This is a genomic window from Pseudomonas sp. NFACC25 (assembly GCF_900100935.1).
In the GTDB taxonomy this organism is placed as follows: Bacteria; Pseudomonadota; Gammaproteobacteria; order Pseudomonadales; family Pseudomonadaceae; genus Aquipseudomonas; species Aquipseudomonas marginalis.
Genome location: NZ_FMUC01000001.1, coordinates 164,527 through 178,685 on the forward strand (window position 1 = coordinate 164,527; position 14,159 = coordinate 178,685).

Sequence of the window (14,159 nt, forward strand, 5' to 3'; positions counted from 1 at the left end):
TCACAGGTCTTCGCATGTCTTTTTTTTCCAGCAACAGGCCCGCGCACGGCGCACTGACGTTGAAGACACTGTCGCTCGCGATGGCCGCCAGCCTGCCGGCCTGGGCAATGGCCGATGAGCCTGCGGAGCGCTTCAACACCACGTTCCTGCAAGGTGCACAGTCCACCGTCGACCTGCAGCAGTTGCTCTCCGCGAACAGCGTGTTGCCGGGCAATTACCGCGTCGACCTGTACAGCAACGAGGTGCTGGTGGGCCGGCGCGATATCGACTTCAAGCGCAACCCCCACAACGGTCGCGTCGAAGCCTGCCTGAACCTCGACCTGCTCAAGCAATTGGGCATCGACCTGGCCCGCTTGCAGGCCGAGGGCAAACTCGACCCGCATCACCCGCAGGACTGCTACGCCCTGGCCGAGATAATCGAAGAGGCCAACGTGCGCTATGACAGCAGCCGCCTGCGCCTGCTGGCGAGCATTCCGCAAGTGGCCATGCAACGTGGCTTGCGCGGCTATGTCGACCCGCAGCTGTGGGACGAAGGCGTCCCCGCCGCCTTCATCAACTACCAGCTCAACAGCAGTCGTACTGCGGGCGACTACGACACCCGCATCGCCAATAACCTCGGCCTGCGCAACGGCATCAACCTCGGCGCCTGGCGTCTGCGCAACGAATCGAACCTGAGTGGCGGTACCGGGCGCTCGAACACCTACACCAGCAACCGCACCTACCTGCAGCATGATGTGACGGCGATCAAGGGTCAGTTCAGCGCCGGTGAAATTTTCTCCGACACCGACCTGTTTGACAGCGTGCGCTATCGCGGCCTGAAACTGGCCTCCGATGAAGGCATGCGCGCCGACAGCGAACGCGGCTATGCGCCCGTGATCCGGGGTGTGGCGCAAACTAACGCGACCGTGGAAATTCGCCAGAACGACTACATCCTCTACACCGCCAACGTCGCGCCAGGGCCGTTCGAGATCAACGACATCTACCCCAGCGGCTCCAACGGCGACCTGCAAATCACCGTGACCGAAGCCGACGGCAGCCGCCGCGTGACGATGCAGGCGTTCTCCAGCCTGCCGATCATGGTGCGTGAAGGCCAGGTCAAATACAGCGTTTCGGCGGGTACCTTCAAGAGCAACGCCGACGGCCTGGCGACCCCGCATTTTCTCAGTGGCACGCTGGCGTACGGCTTGACCAGCAACCTCAGCGGCATCGTCGGTTTGCAGGCCAGCGAGGACTACAACGCCGTGTCGGTCGGCGCCGGCAAGAACACCTCGCTGGGCGCGTTCTCCCTGGACGCCACCCACTCGTCCAGCAAGGCACGCGGGCAAACCACCCAGGGCAGCAGCGTGCGTGCGCTATATGCCAAGACCTTCGCCGGCACCGACACCAACTTCACCCTGGCCGCCTACCGTTACTCCACCGAGGGCTACCGCACCCTCACCGACCACGTGGAGGACCTCAGCGAAGACGTGCGCGTTCGCACCGGGCATTCAAAAACCCGAACCGACCTGACCATCAACCAGAGCCTGGGACGCAACAGTGCGTTCGGCAGCCTGTACGTGAATGCCAGCGACCAGCGCTACTGGAATCGCGGCGGCTCGCAGAGTTTTTCCGCCGGCTACACCAGCCACTGGGGCGACCTGAGCTACAACCTGGGCGTGACACGCACCAAGCAGATCGTCACCTGGGGCGAACCCAGCAGCGACACGCAGTTGAACCTGTCCGTCTCATTCCCGCTGGGCAGCCAAGCGCGCGCGCCACGCGCCTTTGTCACCACCAGCCGGCAACACGGCGACACCACCACCCAGGCGGGGATCAACGGCTATGTCGCCGACACCAGCGACACGTTCTATTCGGTGCAGGCGGGCCACAGCGATACCAGCGGCGATTCCGGCTCGGTGAATATCAACAGCCGTACCGCCGTGGCCGACGTCAGCCTCGGCTACAGCCAGGGCCAGGGCTACACCTCGCAGAACGTCAACCTCGCAGGTTCGGTGGTGGCCCATGCCGGCGGTATCAACCTGGGGCAAACGGTCAGCGAGACCTTCGCGCTGGCTCAAGTGCCGGGCATCTCCGGGGCGAAGATCAGCAGTTACAGCGGTGTGGAAACCGGATCCAACGGCTATGCGGTGATCCCGACGGCGCAACCTTATCGGGTGAACTGGATCAGCCTCGACACCCGCGACCTGGGGGGCAACGTGGAGATCACCAACGCCACCCAGCAACTGGTACCGCGCCGGGGGGCCGTGGTCGTCGCGCATTACAGTGGCACCACCGGACGGCGAGTGTTGTTCGAGTTGTTTGATGCGCAACGAAAGCCGCTGTCGTTTGGTGCCTCATTGGAAGATGCCAACGGCAAGCAACTGGCAATTGCCGACCCGAACGGCAATGCCCTGGCGCTGGTTGAGCAGGACCGGGGCACCCTGACCATCAAGTGGGGCGAACAGCGTTGCCGTGCGAGCTATGTGCTGGCGCCACAGAACAAGGCGTTGAACTACGAGCGACAGCCGTTGGTGTGCCAACCCGATTGATGACGCCTACAGGTGTTCGAGGGTATAGCGCAACGACGCGGGTAACATCGGGCCATGGCCAAGGCCGGGAAAGGTCTGGTAGCGGGTAGTCAGCCCCTCGACACTTTGCAGCCTGACCAGCAATCGCTTGGCCGCGGCATCATCCTGCGGCGTGGCCGACCTCGTCGGACCGGCGGGTTCTGCGTCGCCACGCATCAGCAACAGCCTCGGCCGCCGGCCCTGCAGCCGTTGTTGCAAGCCCAGCCCTTCGGCCTCGATCACCCCACTGTTCCACCACAGCGAGGGGCTGGCGGCGGCATACTCATCAAAGGCCTGCGGGCGTGTCAGCAGGGTGTGCAGCACCAGCAGCCCACCATAGGAATGCCCCCACAGCACTTGGCGCGCAGGCTGCACGGCGAGGCGCTGGTTGATCAAGGGCCGGATCTGCCGGGTGAGCAGGTCGAGGAACTGATCGGCCCCACCGCTGGGCACATTCGTCAGTGGGTCGCGTTGCATGCCTTCGCCCACCTGCGGTGTGTAATCGAAGGTGCGGGCATTGCGTTCGATGCGCAGTGGCGTGGCGTACCCCACCGCCACCAGCACCGGTGGCGTCGGGTGGTGGGACAGGCGATTCAACAGCTCGGTATCCAGTGCCGCCATCGCCGCGTTGCCATCCAACAGGTACGCCACAGGGTTGGCGGCACTGACCTTGGGCGGTTGCCCCAGCCAGATGCGGTAGTGCCGCGCACCATCGGCGGAGTCCAGTTCCAGGGTGCTGAAACGGTAGGCGCTGGCTTCGCGCAATACCGGCGCGTCCATCAACTGGTCCGGTGCCGGCCTGGCATGGGCGCCCTGGGTGACAAGCAAGGCGAGGAAGATCGCGCGCCCCATCAGAACGACGCCGTCAGGCTGGTGTACAGGGTGCGGCCGGACTGGTTATAGGTCGCCGCCCCCGCGCCTTCGATGTTGTTCACCCCCTGGGCGTTGCCCTCGCGCCACAGGCGTTTGTCGAAAACGTTATCGACGCCAGCGGTAACGCTCAGATGCTGGCTGATGGCGTAGGTGCCGCTCACACCGGCAATGGCATAGGGCGACAGTTGATTGTTGCCGGTGCCGGTGACACGGTTGCCGTGGTAATCGTACTTTTTCGGGGTCTGCTTGCCGTACCAGGCCACGCTGGCCTGCAGGGACAGAGCCTCGGTGGCTTGCCAATCGAGCATGGAGTTGAGGGTGTACTTGGGCGTGACCGAGAGCACATCGCCGGTCTGTTTGTTTTTCGATTGCAGCATGTAGGTGAAGTTGTTGGTCCAGGTCAGCGACTCGGCCAACGGCAACGTGAGGTTGCCTTCGAGCCCTTCAACCAGTGCCTTGGGGACGTTTTCCCATTGGAAGATATTGGCGTTGGCCGTGGTGCCCGAACCGCCCGAAGCGGTGCCCACCGGCGTCAGGCCGGACTCGATCTTGTTCTTGTAGTCGTTGCGAAAATACGTCAGGCCGGCGACCACCCCGGCAGTATTGCGGTACTCGATCCCCAGCTCCTTGTTGACGCTGGTTTCGGCCTCGAGATCGGCATTGCCTTGCAGGTAGCAGCTCTTGGTCGAGCCATAGCAACCCTGGCCATTGCTGTACAGCAGGTAGTTGGGGTTGAGCTGGTAGAGGTTCGGCGCCTTGTACGAACGGGCAATGCCGGCCTTCAAGGTCAGCGTGTCGGTGAGCACCTGGGACAGGTTCAGCGAGGGGCTCCAGTTGTCGCCGACAATGTCGTGGTGGTCCAGGCGCAGGCCCGGCGTCAGGCGCGTGCCGGGGCGCAGCTCGATATTGTCTTCGGCGAACACCGAGAAGATGCGTGACGACGAGGTACTGCTGCGGTTGGTGCTGGTCAGCCCTGCGACACTGCCGCCGGCAGTGGTGGTCTGGGTGTTGGCGCTCGGGTCGTCGAGCCGCGACTCGACCCACTCGGTGCCCAGGGTCAGCACCTGTTCGAAACCGGCGTGCAGCGGCAGGTTGACCTCGCCGTGGGCGGTCAGGTCGCGCAGCACAGTGGTGTAGAAATCGGTGTTGGCGAAGATGCCTTCGGTGCCGCCCGCCAGGCCTTCGTTGATGCGGCTGTTGCGGGTCTTTTCGTATTGCAGGTAGGCCAGGCTGCTGCCGAAATCCCACTCGCCACGGTGGGTGGCCGAATAGGTTTCACGGTAGAGGATGTTGGTCTCATGGCCCAGCATGCTCTTCACATTCGCATTGCTGTTGGTGTTCTGGGTATCGCCGGTATAGATATTGCCCTGGCGGCTGAACCCCGCTTCCAGGTCGAGCGTCTGCTCGGGGGTGAACTGCCAGCTCAGCAGCCCGTTGACGTCCTTGTTGCGTACACCTTCGCGCCCCGCCGGCAAGGTGCCGACCTGGTTACCGGTGCGCACGGACTCATGGCCGCTGTTGATATCGGCATCGTCGGCATTGGTCTTGGCGATGTTGCCATACACGCGGTAGCTGAGGGTGTCGGTCAGCGGGCCGTTGAGGCCGAAGTTCATGCGCTCGGTCTCACCCTCGGCCGTGTGCCGGGCGAAGTTGTGGTAGATCGTCGCCGAGCCGTGGGTTTCGCTGCCCGGTTGCCGGGTGATGATATTCACCACGCCGCCTGCCGCGCCGTTGCCGTAACGCGCCGCCGCCGGACCACGGATGACTTCGATGCGCTCGATCTGGTCAGCCGGCACCCAGTTGCTGTCACCACGGCTGTCGCGCTCGCCACGCCAGCCGTAACGCACCGAGTTACGGCTGCTGACCGGCTTGCCGTCCACCAGGATCAGGGTGTTTTCCGGGCCCATGCCGCGGATGTCGATCTGGCGGTTGTTGCCGCGCTGGCCGCTGCTGGAGTTACCGGTGAGGTTGACGCCAGGCATGGTGCGGATGATCTCCGAGAGGTCATTGGCCGGGGGGCGTTTCTTGATGTCTTCGGCGGTGATGATCGACACGCCGGGCATCTGCTTGATCTCTTCCTGTGCGGTGCCCAGTACCGTCTGGGTCGGCAGCTCCATCTGCGCGGGGGCTTCGGTTTCAACCGCGAAACTGCTGGCGGGCAACAGGCTGCAAATACTCACGGCAAGCAGGGACAAGCGGAACATGCGCGGATCTCCAAACGTCAGCCCGACCGATAGCGGTGGGCCATCAAAGATCGCCGATGATAATCAGATGCAATTGCGAGTAAAGAACATTAACTTTCTAAACATTCGCCGCGGGCAGGCGCAGGTTCATGCGCAGACCTTGAGTGCCCTGGCTGGCCCACAGCCGGCCGTGCTGCAGTTCGATGGCGCGCCGGGCGATGCTCAGGCCCAGGCCGAAACCGCTGCCCACCGTGCCATCCAGGCGCAGGTAGGCTTCGAAGATGCGCTCAAGATCGCCTTCGGCCACGCCCGGCCCCTGGTCTTCGATCACCAGCCACCAGCTGTCGCCGTCACGCTCGCCGCTCAAGCGCACCACGGCGTGTTGCGGTGAGTGGCGGATGGCATTGCGCAGGATATTTTCCAGGGCCTGGGCAAAGCTGTTGAGGTGCACGTGCACCTGGCAGGCGCTGTCCAGCTCGCAGACCAGCGCATCCAGGGGCCAGCCGGTTTCGAAATGCGCGTCCTGCACCAGCGCTTCCCACACCGAGGCCACCACCACCCTTTCAGCTTCCAGGCGCGGTTTTTCGGTGTCGAGCCAGGCCAGGTTGAGGGAGTCGTCCACCAGCCGGCGCATCTCCTCCACTTCCCGTCCCAGGCGCTGCTCCAGCTGGGCCGGCGACAGGCCGCTTTCACTGGCGATCTTCAAGCGTGCCAACGGTGTGCGGATTTCATGGGACAGGGTGCGCAGCAATTGCCGTTGCTGGTGCAGGCTCTGGCGCAGGCGCCCCGCCATGTGTTCATAGGCGCGTGCCAGCTCGCCCAATTCGTCCGGGCGCTGGGTCACGCGGCTGCTGGCCAGGGGCTCGAGGTCGCCGGCACTCAAGGCGTTGGCGCGCTCACGCAGTTCGTTCAACGGCTGTACCAAATGGCGATACAGCAGCAACCCCAGGCCCAGCGCCAACAGCACCGGTACCACGCCGTGGCTCAACACATGGGTCCAGGGCGTCAGGCCCGGTGGCAACAGGCGCTCCGGCAATTGCATCACCAGTCGACCGCGCTCGGGGTGCTGGGGGAAGGCGATGCTGACGTAGGGCAATTCATCGTCCAGGCGCTTGCTCATCGGCCAACTGAGCTTGCGCATGAAAGTCAGGTGGCCGACCTGTTCGGCCGTCAGCGGCGTGGTGCCCAGACTGTGCAAGTAGTCATCCAGCACCGCGACCCAGGTGTGCTCGCGCTGCTGCAACGCCAGTCGCCAGCGCTCCAGCGCCTGGGCATCGCCGCGGGCCGCCAGCTGTTCCGCCTCGGCGGCATACGCAGCCAGCGCGATGCGATCCGGCTGTTCCAGAAAGTAGGTGTTGCGCTCCACCTGCAAGCCCCAGCTCCAGACCAGCCACACCAGCAGCAGGCAGAAGCACACTTGCAGCGCCGCCATTTTCCACAGCAGCGGATGACGGCGCGGCATCAGGCGCTGTCGCACAGCAGCACGTAGCCCTGATGGCGCACCGCGTCGATGCGAATACCCTGCACATCGATGGCCGCCAGCTTGCGGCGCAGGTTGCACACATGCACATCGAGGCCACGGTCCAGGCGGGTGTAGGGGCGATGCAGCACCTGTTGGTAGAGGAAAGCCTTGCTCAGCGTCTCGCCCCGGTGTGCGTGCAGCGTGCACAACAGACGGAATTCCGAAGCCGTCAGCCCGGCGGCGCGGCCGTTACAGGTGAAATCGCGTGCGTCGCTGTCCAGTCCCGATGTGGAATGCCGGGCGAGCGGTTTCGCGACCCCGCAATCAATCGCCACGCGACGCAGCAAGGCGTCGATGCGCACATCGAGTTCCGCCAGGCTGAACGGCTTGGGCAAGTAGTCATCGGCGCCCTGGCTGAAGCCGGTGATGCGATCCTGCTCGGCGCCCAGCGCCGACATCAGGATCACCGGGGTGCCGCGCGCATGCCGCAGGCGTGCAAGGATATTCAGGCCGCTTTCATTGGGCAGCATGATGTCCAGCAGGATCAGCTCCACCGGCGAATGCAGCGCCAGGTCCAAACCCTGGTCGCCGCAATGGGTGCTGTTCAAGGCAAAGCCGCGACGGCTCAAATGGTTGCTCAGGTGCGTGCACAGCTCCACGTCATCCTCGATGATCAGGATGCGCGGGGCCGGCGATAAGGTTGGTGCTAGATGATAAGTATTCACAATTACGTCAGTTTCGCATCCGGCGAAACATTTCGCAATGTGGTGAATCCACGCGGGATTAGGCTAAGGTGCGGCCCACGCGCCCTTTCCCTGCGAGACCTCTGCATGCGACCCCTGATCTTCGCCAGCCTGTGCCTGCTGGCAGGCTGCCAACAAACGCCGCCGGCCAACGACCAGCTCGACGCCGTACTCTGGACCCAGACCTCCATCGAACACGAGTTGATCTATCGCCAGGTGTTCGCCAACGCCACCCGCCAGCTCGACGTGGCCCTGGCCGATCCCAGCTGGGACGCGTTGCCCTTCCCGCCCCGCAACCTGAGCGGCCTGCCACCGGCAGTGGTGGTGGATATTGACGAAACCCTGCTGGACAACGTGCCGCTCAATGCCCGCGACGTCATCCATAACCAGGTGTATGGCTACGACCGCTGGAACACCTGGGTCGACCAGGCCAAGGCCCAGGCCCTCCCCGGTGCCGTGGCGTTCCTGCAAGCGGCAAAGCAAAAAGGCATCCAGGTTTACTACCTGACCAACCGCGAACACAGCCAGGTCGGGGCCACTGTGACCAACCTGCGCCTGCGCGGTTTTCCGGTGGAGAGCAATCAACAGGTGCTCGCCGCCAGCACCCCCACCGGGCACTGCGAAAGCGCCGGCTACGGCAAGAACTGCCGCCGCCAATGGGTCGCCAGCCAGGCTCGCGTGCTGTTGATGGCCGGTGATTCCCTGGGGGATTTCGTCCAGGCCGAACGCAACACCCTCGAGGCCCAGCGCAAGGCGGTCGAACCCTATGTGAACTGGCTCGGGCAGCGCTGGTTTTTGCTGCCCAACCCGACTTACGGCAACTGGTACAGCGCGCCCTATGGGGACGATGAAAAGCTGCCGTTCGCGCAGAAACGCCAGCTCAAGCAGCAGGCGTTGCAGTTGCAGGAGTAACGCCGACCTAGTGCAAGCGCCCGCCCAACGGGTACTCGACCGCCAGGCGGATCTGGTTGGCATCCAGCTCCGCCTGGGCCGCATTGCCCCGGTGCACGGCATGGCGCAGGGTAAAGGCGAGGTTTTTCGCGGCCCCGGACTGCACCACGTAGCGTGCCTGCAGGTCACGTTCCCAATGCCTGCCCCCATCACCGTAGCCGAGCCATTGGTAGCCGCCGCGAGGATCCATGTGGCGGCCGTCGATGCCACTGCCGCGTACATACAACGCCGCCAGGCTCAGGCCGGGCATGCCATGGGCCGCCAGGTCCAGGTCATAACGGACCTGCCACGAGGCCTCCCGTGGGGCGTTGAAGTCGGACAGCGCCACGGCGTTGCTCAGGTAAATCGCCCCGCGCGTCACGTAGTCGAACGGCGTGTCGCCACTGACTTTCTGATAGCCCACGCCCACACTGTGGGCACCGAACCGATAGGTCGAGAGCAGGCTCCATGTGGTGTTATCGATGCGCCCGGACAACGCCTTGCCGGTGTCCTGGGTGCGATACAGGTTCAGGTCAACGGTCAGTGCCTGGCCGGGAAACAGCGGCCGGGTGTAGACCGCCCCCAGGTAATGCTGGCGCCAGGTGTCTTCATAGACAGCGCTGAACACGCTGGCGCTCAGCCCCTTGATTGCCGTATTGCGCACGCCCACCAGGTCAAAGCGATCGCCTTGCCTGCCATTGGAATAGTTGACGACAAACCCTCGGTCATGGCTGCTGGCGTTGCGGTCGGTGCTCTCATTGAAGTGCCCCGCGAACAGGGTGGTGGCCGGCAACTCGCGGCTGGTCAGCCACCATCCCGTCGCGGTTTCGGGCAGCAAGCGGCTGTCGGACGAGGCAAACACCGGGGTTTTCACCCGCTGCTCGCCGTAGCGCAATTCGGTTGAGGAAACGCGCAGTTTGGCAACTGCGCCACCGCGGCTGAACTGCTCCTTGGGGTGGCCGTCATTGTCCACCGCCAATAGCCGTGCCTTCCCGGCGCGCCCACCGCCACTGTCCAATTGCCAGGCGGAATAAACGTGGGCATCCAGGCCAAAACCCAGGGTGCCGGTGGTGAAACCCGAGGCGTAGTCAGCCATCAGGCCATAGGCCCATTCCTCCGCCAGGTCGCTGCGCTGGGATCGAGGTTTGTAGGCGTTGCGTGCGCCGTTGCTGAGGGCGCCATGCTGGTAGTCGCGGCGGTCGTAGACACTGCGGTTGAGCAGGTTCCACTGGCTGTCCTCGATAAAGCCGTTGGCGGTGTCTTGTTCGGCGGCGAAGGCGAGCAGGCTCTGCCCTCCCAATGCCAATAGCAGGGTGCGGGTCGATAGCATCTTCACGATTTGACTCCAGAACGTGTCAGGCAAAGGTGTTCCGCAGGGCGCAGAACACCGTTGGTTCCGTCAGAGGTATTTGAGCATCGCGATGTCGCGACGACGCTGCTTGAGGTCGGCGAACCAGCGTGTCGGGAAGAACAGCAACACCCCGAGTATCACGCTCCACAACCACACCATGGGCAGGTCGTCAAACCCGTAGTAGGTGCCCTGGTTGGCGCCCCAGATCGCCAGCGCGACCAGGTACATGGCCTTGAGCACGTAGAGGTGCAGCAAGTAGAAAAACATCGGCGCCCCACCGTAGATCGCCAGGGTCGCAGTGGCCCAGCGGGCCTGCCACTTCTCGAACAGCGCCAACAGCAGCAGCGACAGGCCCAGGGTCGGCATCAGGAACATCAGCGACGGCGGGTATTTCTTCGCGCTCATGAAGCTCATGAAGGTGCGCAGCGCATCACCGGTCTGCACCCAGGGTTTCTCGCCATACACATTGAGGTAGCGGATAAACACGAACGCGACCAGCAGGCCTGCACCCAGCTTGACCAGGCGCGAGATACGCTCGGCCGACGGCATTGCCTTGCCAAACCACGGGCCGATGCCCCAGCCCAGCAGGATCACACCGATCCACGGCAATATCGGGTACGTCGTGCGGGCGCGGGTGAATTCGGTAATGTCGATAAACACCCGCTGATGCAGGATCGACCAGGGCACGAAGAACGGCGACTCCGGCCCGACGGTCACGCCGTCGAGCAGGTTATGCCCGGCGACAATCGCCACCCCCAGCACGATCAGCCAGGCGCGCTTGAAGTGCAGCAAACCGGCGAGCACGATCATGCACAGGCCGATACACCAGATCACTTGCAGCCACAACGTCTTGGGTGGGAATTCGGCATTCCAGGCAAAGCACACGAAGGTGATTTCCAGGAACACCAGGAACAGCCCGCGCTTGAGCAAAAACACCGAGGTTTCGCGGGGGCTGTGTTTCTGGCTGTAGAGCCAGGCCGACAAGCCCGTCAGGAAGATAAACGCCGGGGCGCAGATCTCGCTGAGCATACGGGTGAAATACAGGTCCGGGGTGACACTCAAGGCGTCGATCGGGTCGGTGACCTGCCGGTGCAGCAAGAAGGTTTCGCGCACATGGTCGATGAGCATCAACAGCATCACAAAACCACGCAGCGCATCGATAGCCAGCATGCGTGTGGCCGTCGTGACGTTCGTGCGGGCAAGCGTCGGCGCAACAGTGCCCGCCTGACCGGCCAATCCTGAAGAAAGGGTCATATCAATCACTCATGAAGGAGGCAATGAATCAGGCTGACTTTTTCAGCCTGGCGACTTCCGATGCCGGCAGTTGCGACGGCGCGCGAGGTAACGGCGCCTGGCCTTGCCGGCGGTGGAACGACAACGTCGAACTGAAGCGTTTGACGTCAAACCGCTCGGGTTTACCCGCCGGATCAAGACGCTCCCCAGGGCTGTTGTCCTGGTACTCGACGGCCACCACGTAAGTGCCCTGCCAGGGCAGCGCGAAGCTGACGTTGCCGGCGGCATCGCTGCGCTGCTTGAAGACTTCACCGGAGGCGGTTTCCAGCAGAACCTCCTGGCCCGTCAGCGGCTTGCCCGCGTAGAACACCCGGAACTGCGCACCGCCCGCATCGGCAACGCCGGTGGGGACGATATCCAGGGTCAGCTCCGGGCTACGGGCCCGCAGGTCACCGACCCAACGCGTGGCCGGGGTCCAGGCGGCTTTCACGGTCTTGGCGCCTTCCTGCACATCGAACATCGGATAGTGCAGGTCTTGCGCCAGCAGCGAATCCTCTTGCCCGGGCTGCTCCGCCAGCAGGAACGCCTGGCGCTGCTGGATCAGCTGCAGCGGTGCCGACCGGTCGGCCATCGACCACGCCCGCAGTTGCCTGAACCGGTCCATTCCCCCCGGCGTGACCTCCAGCACGTTCTTGTCATATTCCCCGTAGTACAAGGCCAAGGGCTGACCGGGAAGTTGTTCGTACCAAATCTGATGCGCCTCGCTGGCGGTTGCCAACATGAACGCGCCATAACCCAACAGTGCTTTTGCGTTGCTCATTCGCATTTTTTCGCTCCGATTGGTGGTGTTCAACCCAAGGCTGTCGCGGCTGGAAAACACCGCACAACCCTGCGCTCCCTCACTCTGCGAGCATTACAGCGCAGGCCCTTTTGCGTTTTTCGCCGAATTGCACCCACGGATCGGCGCAGACCACTGTTTAAGGGCCCGAAAAAGTGTTTTATGCGGGTTGCGTCGAGATGAGGCGTTTAGCCGAGACTACGGGGGGGCGTGTCCAATTGAGGTGCAAAAGCAGTGAGCTTTGATCGTTCCCACGCCCTGCGCAAAGCTGTGTACCTGATGCACCGAGGTGCCTGCATCGCAGGCAAGCTCCCACATTTGAACCGGTTCCCCCCATAAAGCGGGGTCAGCTGAAAGACCGCCATCAGGGGCATAGCTATCTACAACGTTGTAGCCACCAACAGTAACCACGATGCGAAGCGAGCCGCCCTTGATCTTGCTTTAGATCTTGATCTCAGGCGCCCCGTTAAACCACGCTGGCCGGAATTCGACAGTGATTTGGGGGGTAAACCGGCAGGGATGCCGGTTTAGCCGCCCCGCGCCATGGATGGCGCGTGGCGGCGGCCCCCCAAATCACTGTCGGATTACGGGCACACCGAGCCTGGGCGAGGTGCCGAGTGGTGGGGCGAAGGCCTTTTGCTTACTTTTGGGCCTCTCCAAAAGTGAGTCGCTGTAAGAGCGAAACCATAAGTGGCCGTTACAGCAGCAACGGATATGTACTCATTCCACGCCAACATCCTGGTCGGCTGTCAGGCCGCCATCAGGTTCAAGCCCCCTCCCACAGGAAAGCGCGCGGATTTCAGTGCCGCAGCAACTTGCGCAACGGCACGCCATCCTTGAGCACCGGCGACTTGATCACGATGTAGCTGAAGTACTTGGAGATGCCAATGTTCTTGTCCAACAGGCTCTCGACCACTTCCTGGTAGTGCTGGATGCTGCGGGTCATGAAACGCACCAGATAGTCGTAGCCACCGCTGATCAGGTGGCACTCGAGTACCTCGTCCACCAGGCGGATATTCGATTCGAACTTGGCGAAGTCTTCACGTTTATGGTCGCTGAGGGTGATCTCGGTAAACACCGTCACCGAGTCGGTGATCTTGGCCAGGTTCAAGTGCGCCTTGTAGCTGGAAATATACCCGGCCGATTCCAGCCGCTTGACCCGTTGCAGGCAGGGGCTGGCGGACAGGCCCACGGCGTCGGCAAGGCTGACATTGGTCATCCGCCCGTCTTTTTGCAGTTCAACCAGAATACTGATGTCGATCCGGTCCAGCTTGACTTGCCCTTCCATCACGTACCTCTTGACTGCCGTTTGTAAGACAATCTTCTAGCAAAATCAGCGCCGTAAAGACAGCTGATGCTGCGCCACCAGATCCGCCATGCTGTTGATGCAGTACTCCGCCGCACAAGGCGAAGGCTGCCGCGCCCGGTGGCGGCCGATCAAACAGCGGTCCAGCGCCCCGTGTGTGCCGACCGACGGTCGCGTCACATGCAGCACCGGTTGCAGCTGCGCGCCTCGGTCCGTGAGCCATTGCGGGTCTTCGGCGAGGGAAATGAAATCTTCCGGTGCAATCCCCAATCGCTCGCACAACACCCCGCGGTCCTCGGCATCACGGTCGCCACGCACCAGCAAGCGGTAGAACTTGCGCAGGTACAGCATCGCCCCCGGCGCATCCTCGAACAACGACCAATTGCCCGCCGAACGAGCAAAGCTCATGCCCTCCTCCCAACTGGCGTGCAGCCCCCAACTTTCGGCCAGTTGGCGATGGGCAAAACACAACACGCCACTGAAGCCCAGCTCGGCGAAACGCGGGTAGAGCCTGGCAACCTGCGTGTTGAATTCGGCCAGCACCTGATCCTTGGCCGGCTGCCCGCCACGGCTGTCGAGCAGCGGCTGCAACGCCGCCCACACCCCTGAATCGCGATCCACCAGCACTTCATCGCAATCGATCAGCAACGCTCGATAATCTGTCAGTCCCATGTGGGGTCAAGCCTCCAATGCC

At 63.1% G+C, this 14,159-nt stretch carries 11 protein-coding genes; 2 read left to right on the forward strand and 9 right to left on the reverse strand.

Going from position 1 to position 14,159, the window contains the following annotated elements:
• The first annotated feature begins 14 nt into the window (after positions 1–14).
• Entirely contained in the window at positions 15–2,528 is a 2,514-nt protein-coding gene (locus tag BLQ09_RS00765; RefSeq protein WP_092354749.1) for a fimbria/pilus outer membrane usher protein, read from the forward strand.
• A 6-nt stretch (positions 2,529–2,534) separates the two neighbouring features.
• Here the strand turns inward: BLQ09_RS00765 and BLQ09_RS00770 are convergent, their stop codons facing one another.
• The 4 genes from BLQ09_RS00770 to BLQ09_RS00785 form a co-directional block, all read right to left on the reverse strand.
• Positions 2,535–3,398 (reverse strand): alpha/beta hydrolase, encoded by an 864-nt coding sequence (locus BLQ09_RS00770; protein WP_043293750.1) that lies wholly within the window; start codon positions 3,396–3,398, stop codon positions 2,535–2,537.
• A complete protein-coding gene (locus BLQ09_RS00775; protein ID WP_092354752.1) occupies positions 3,398–5,623 on the reverse strand; it encodes a TonB-dependent siderophore receptor in 2,226 nt (741 codons plus the stop codon). Before BLQ09_RS00775 ends, BLQ09_RS00770 begins: the two co-directional genes overlap by 1 nt.
• 97 nt (positions 5,624–5,720) lie before the next feature.
• On the reverse strand, positions 5,721–7,064 hold the full coding sequence (locus tag BLQ09_RS00780) for a HAMP domain-containing sensor histidine kinase (RefSeq protein ID WP_092354755.1): 1,344 nt from the start codon (positions 7,062–7,064) through the stop codon (positions 5,721–5,723).
• Positions 7,064–7,789 carry a response regulator transcription factor gene (locus BLQ09_RS00785; protein WP_081744477.1) on the reverse strand — a complete coding sequence of 242 codons (726 nt, stop codon included), beginning with the start codon at positions 7,787–7,789 and terminating at the stop codon, positions 7,064–7,066. Before BLQ09_RS00785 ends, BLQ09_RS00780 begins: the two co-directional genes overlap by 1 nt.
• 105 nt (positions 7,790–7,894) lie before the next feature.
• Here BLQ09_RS00785 and BLQ09_RS00790 point away from each other — a divergent pair, with 105 nt between their 5' ends.
• Positions 7,895–8,719, forward strand: a complete 825-nt coding sequence (locus BLQ09_RS00790) for a 5'-nucleotidase, lipoprotein e(P4) family (RefSeq protein ID WP_092354758.1) — start codon at positions 7,895–7,897, stop codon at positions 8,717–8,719.
• A gap of 7 nt (positions 8,720–8,726) precedes the next feature.
• Here BLQ09_RS00790 and BLQ09_RS00795 read toward each other — a convergent pair whose 3' ends face one another.
• The 5 genes from BLQ09_RS00795 to BLQ09_RS00820 all read right to left on the reverse strand — a co-directional run bounded on the left by BLQ09_RS00795 (position 8,727) and on the right by BLQ09_RS00820 (position 14,137).
• Positions 8,727–10,067 carry an OprD family porin gene (locus tag BLQ09_RS00795; protein ID WP_371914485.1) on the reverse strand — a complete coding sequence of 447 codons (1,341 nt, stop codon included), beginning with the start codon at positions 10,065–10,067 and terminating at the stop codon, positions 8,727–8,729.
• 69 nt (positions 10,068–10,136) lie between these two features.
• A complete protein-coding gene (locus BLQ09_RS00800; RefSeq protein ID WP_092354764.1) occupies positions 10,137–11,342 on the reverse strand; it encodes an acetyltransferase domain-containing protein in 1,206 nt (401 codons plus the stop codon).
• A gap of 28 nt (positions 11,343–11,370) precedes the next feature.
• Positions 11,371–12,141, reverse strand: a complete 771-nt coding sequence (locus BLQ09_RS00805; protein WP_256568419.1) for a DUF4198 domain-containing protein — start codon at positions 12,139–12,141, stop codon at positions 11,371–11,373.
• Positions 12,142–12,958: 817 nt separating this feature from the next.
• Positions 12,959–13,447 carry an Lrp/AsnC family transcriptional regulator gene (locus BLQ09_RS00815; protein WP_010449292.1) on the reverse strand — a complete coding sequence of 163 codons (489 nt, stop codon included), beginning with the start codon at positions 13,445–13,447 and terminating at the stop codon, positions 12,959–12,961.
• A gap of 45 nt (positions 13,448–13,492) precedes the next feature.
• Entirely contained in the window at positions 13,493–14,137 is a 645-nt protein-coding gene (locus BLQ09_RS00820; RefSeq protein WP_092354767.1) for a tautomerase family protein, read from the reverse strand.
• Positions 14,138–14,159: the final 22 nt, after the last annotated feature.

Bases quoted from the DNA above. Each gene is read 5' to 3' on its own strand.
- BLQ09_RS00805 (WP_256568419.1), bottom strand. From the start codon at position 12,141: ATGAGCAACGCAAAAGCACTGTTGGGTTATGGCGCGTTCATGTTGGCA.
- BLQ09_RS00770 (WP_043293750.1), bottom strand. From the start codon at position 3,398: ATGGGGCGCGCGATCTTCCTCGCCTTGCTTGTCACCCAGGGCGCCCAT.
- BLQ09_RS00790 (WP_092354758.1), top strand. From the start codon at position 7,895: ATGCGACCCCTGATCTTCGCCAGCCTGTGCCTGCTGGCAGGCTGCCAA.
- BLQ09_RS00775 (WP_092354752.1), bottom strand. From the start codon at position 5,623: ATGTTCCGCTTGTCCCTGCTTGCCGTGAGTATTTGCAGCCTGTTGCCC.
- BLQ09_RS00820 (WP_092354767.1), bottom strand. From the start codon at position 14,137: ATGGGACTGACAGATTATCGAGCGTTGCTGATCGATTGCGATGAAGTG.
- BLQ09_RS00780 (WP_092354755.1), bottom strand. From the start codon at position 7,064: ATGCCGCGCCGTCATCCGCTGCTGTGGAAAATGGCGGCGCTGCAAGTG.
- BLQ09_RS00800 (WP_092354764.1), bottom strand. From the start codon at position 11,342: ATGACCCTTTCTTCAGGATTGGCCGGTCAGGCGGGCACTGTTGCGCCG.
- BLQ09_RS00815 (WP_010449292.1), bottom strand. From the start codon at position 13,447: ATGGAAGGGCAAGTCAAGCTGGACCGGATCGACATCAGTATTCTGGTT.
- BLQ09_RS00795 (WP_371914485.1), bottom strand. From the start codon at position 10,067: ATGCTATCGACCCGCACCCTGCTATTGGCATTGGGAGGGCAGAGCCTG.
- BLQ09_RS00765 (WP_092354749.1), top strand. From the start codon at position 15: ATGTCTTTTTTTTCCAGCAACAGGCCCGCGCACGGCGCACTGACGTTG.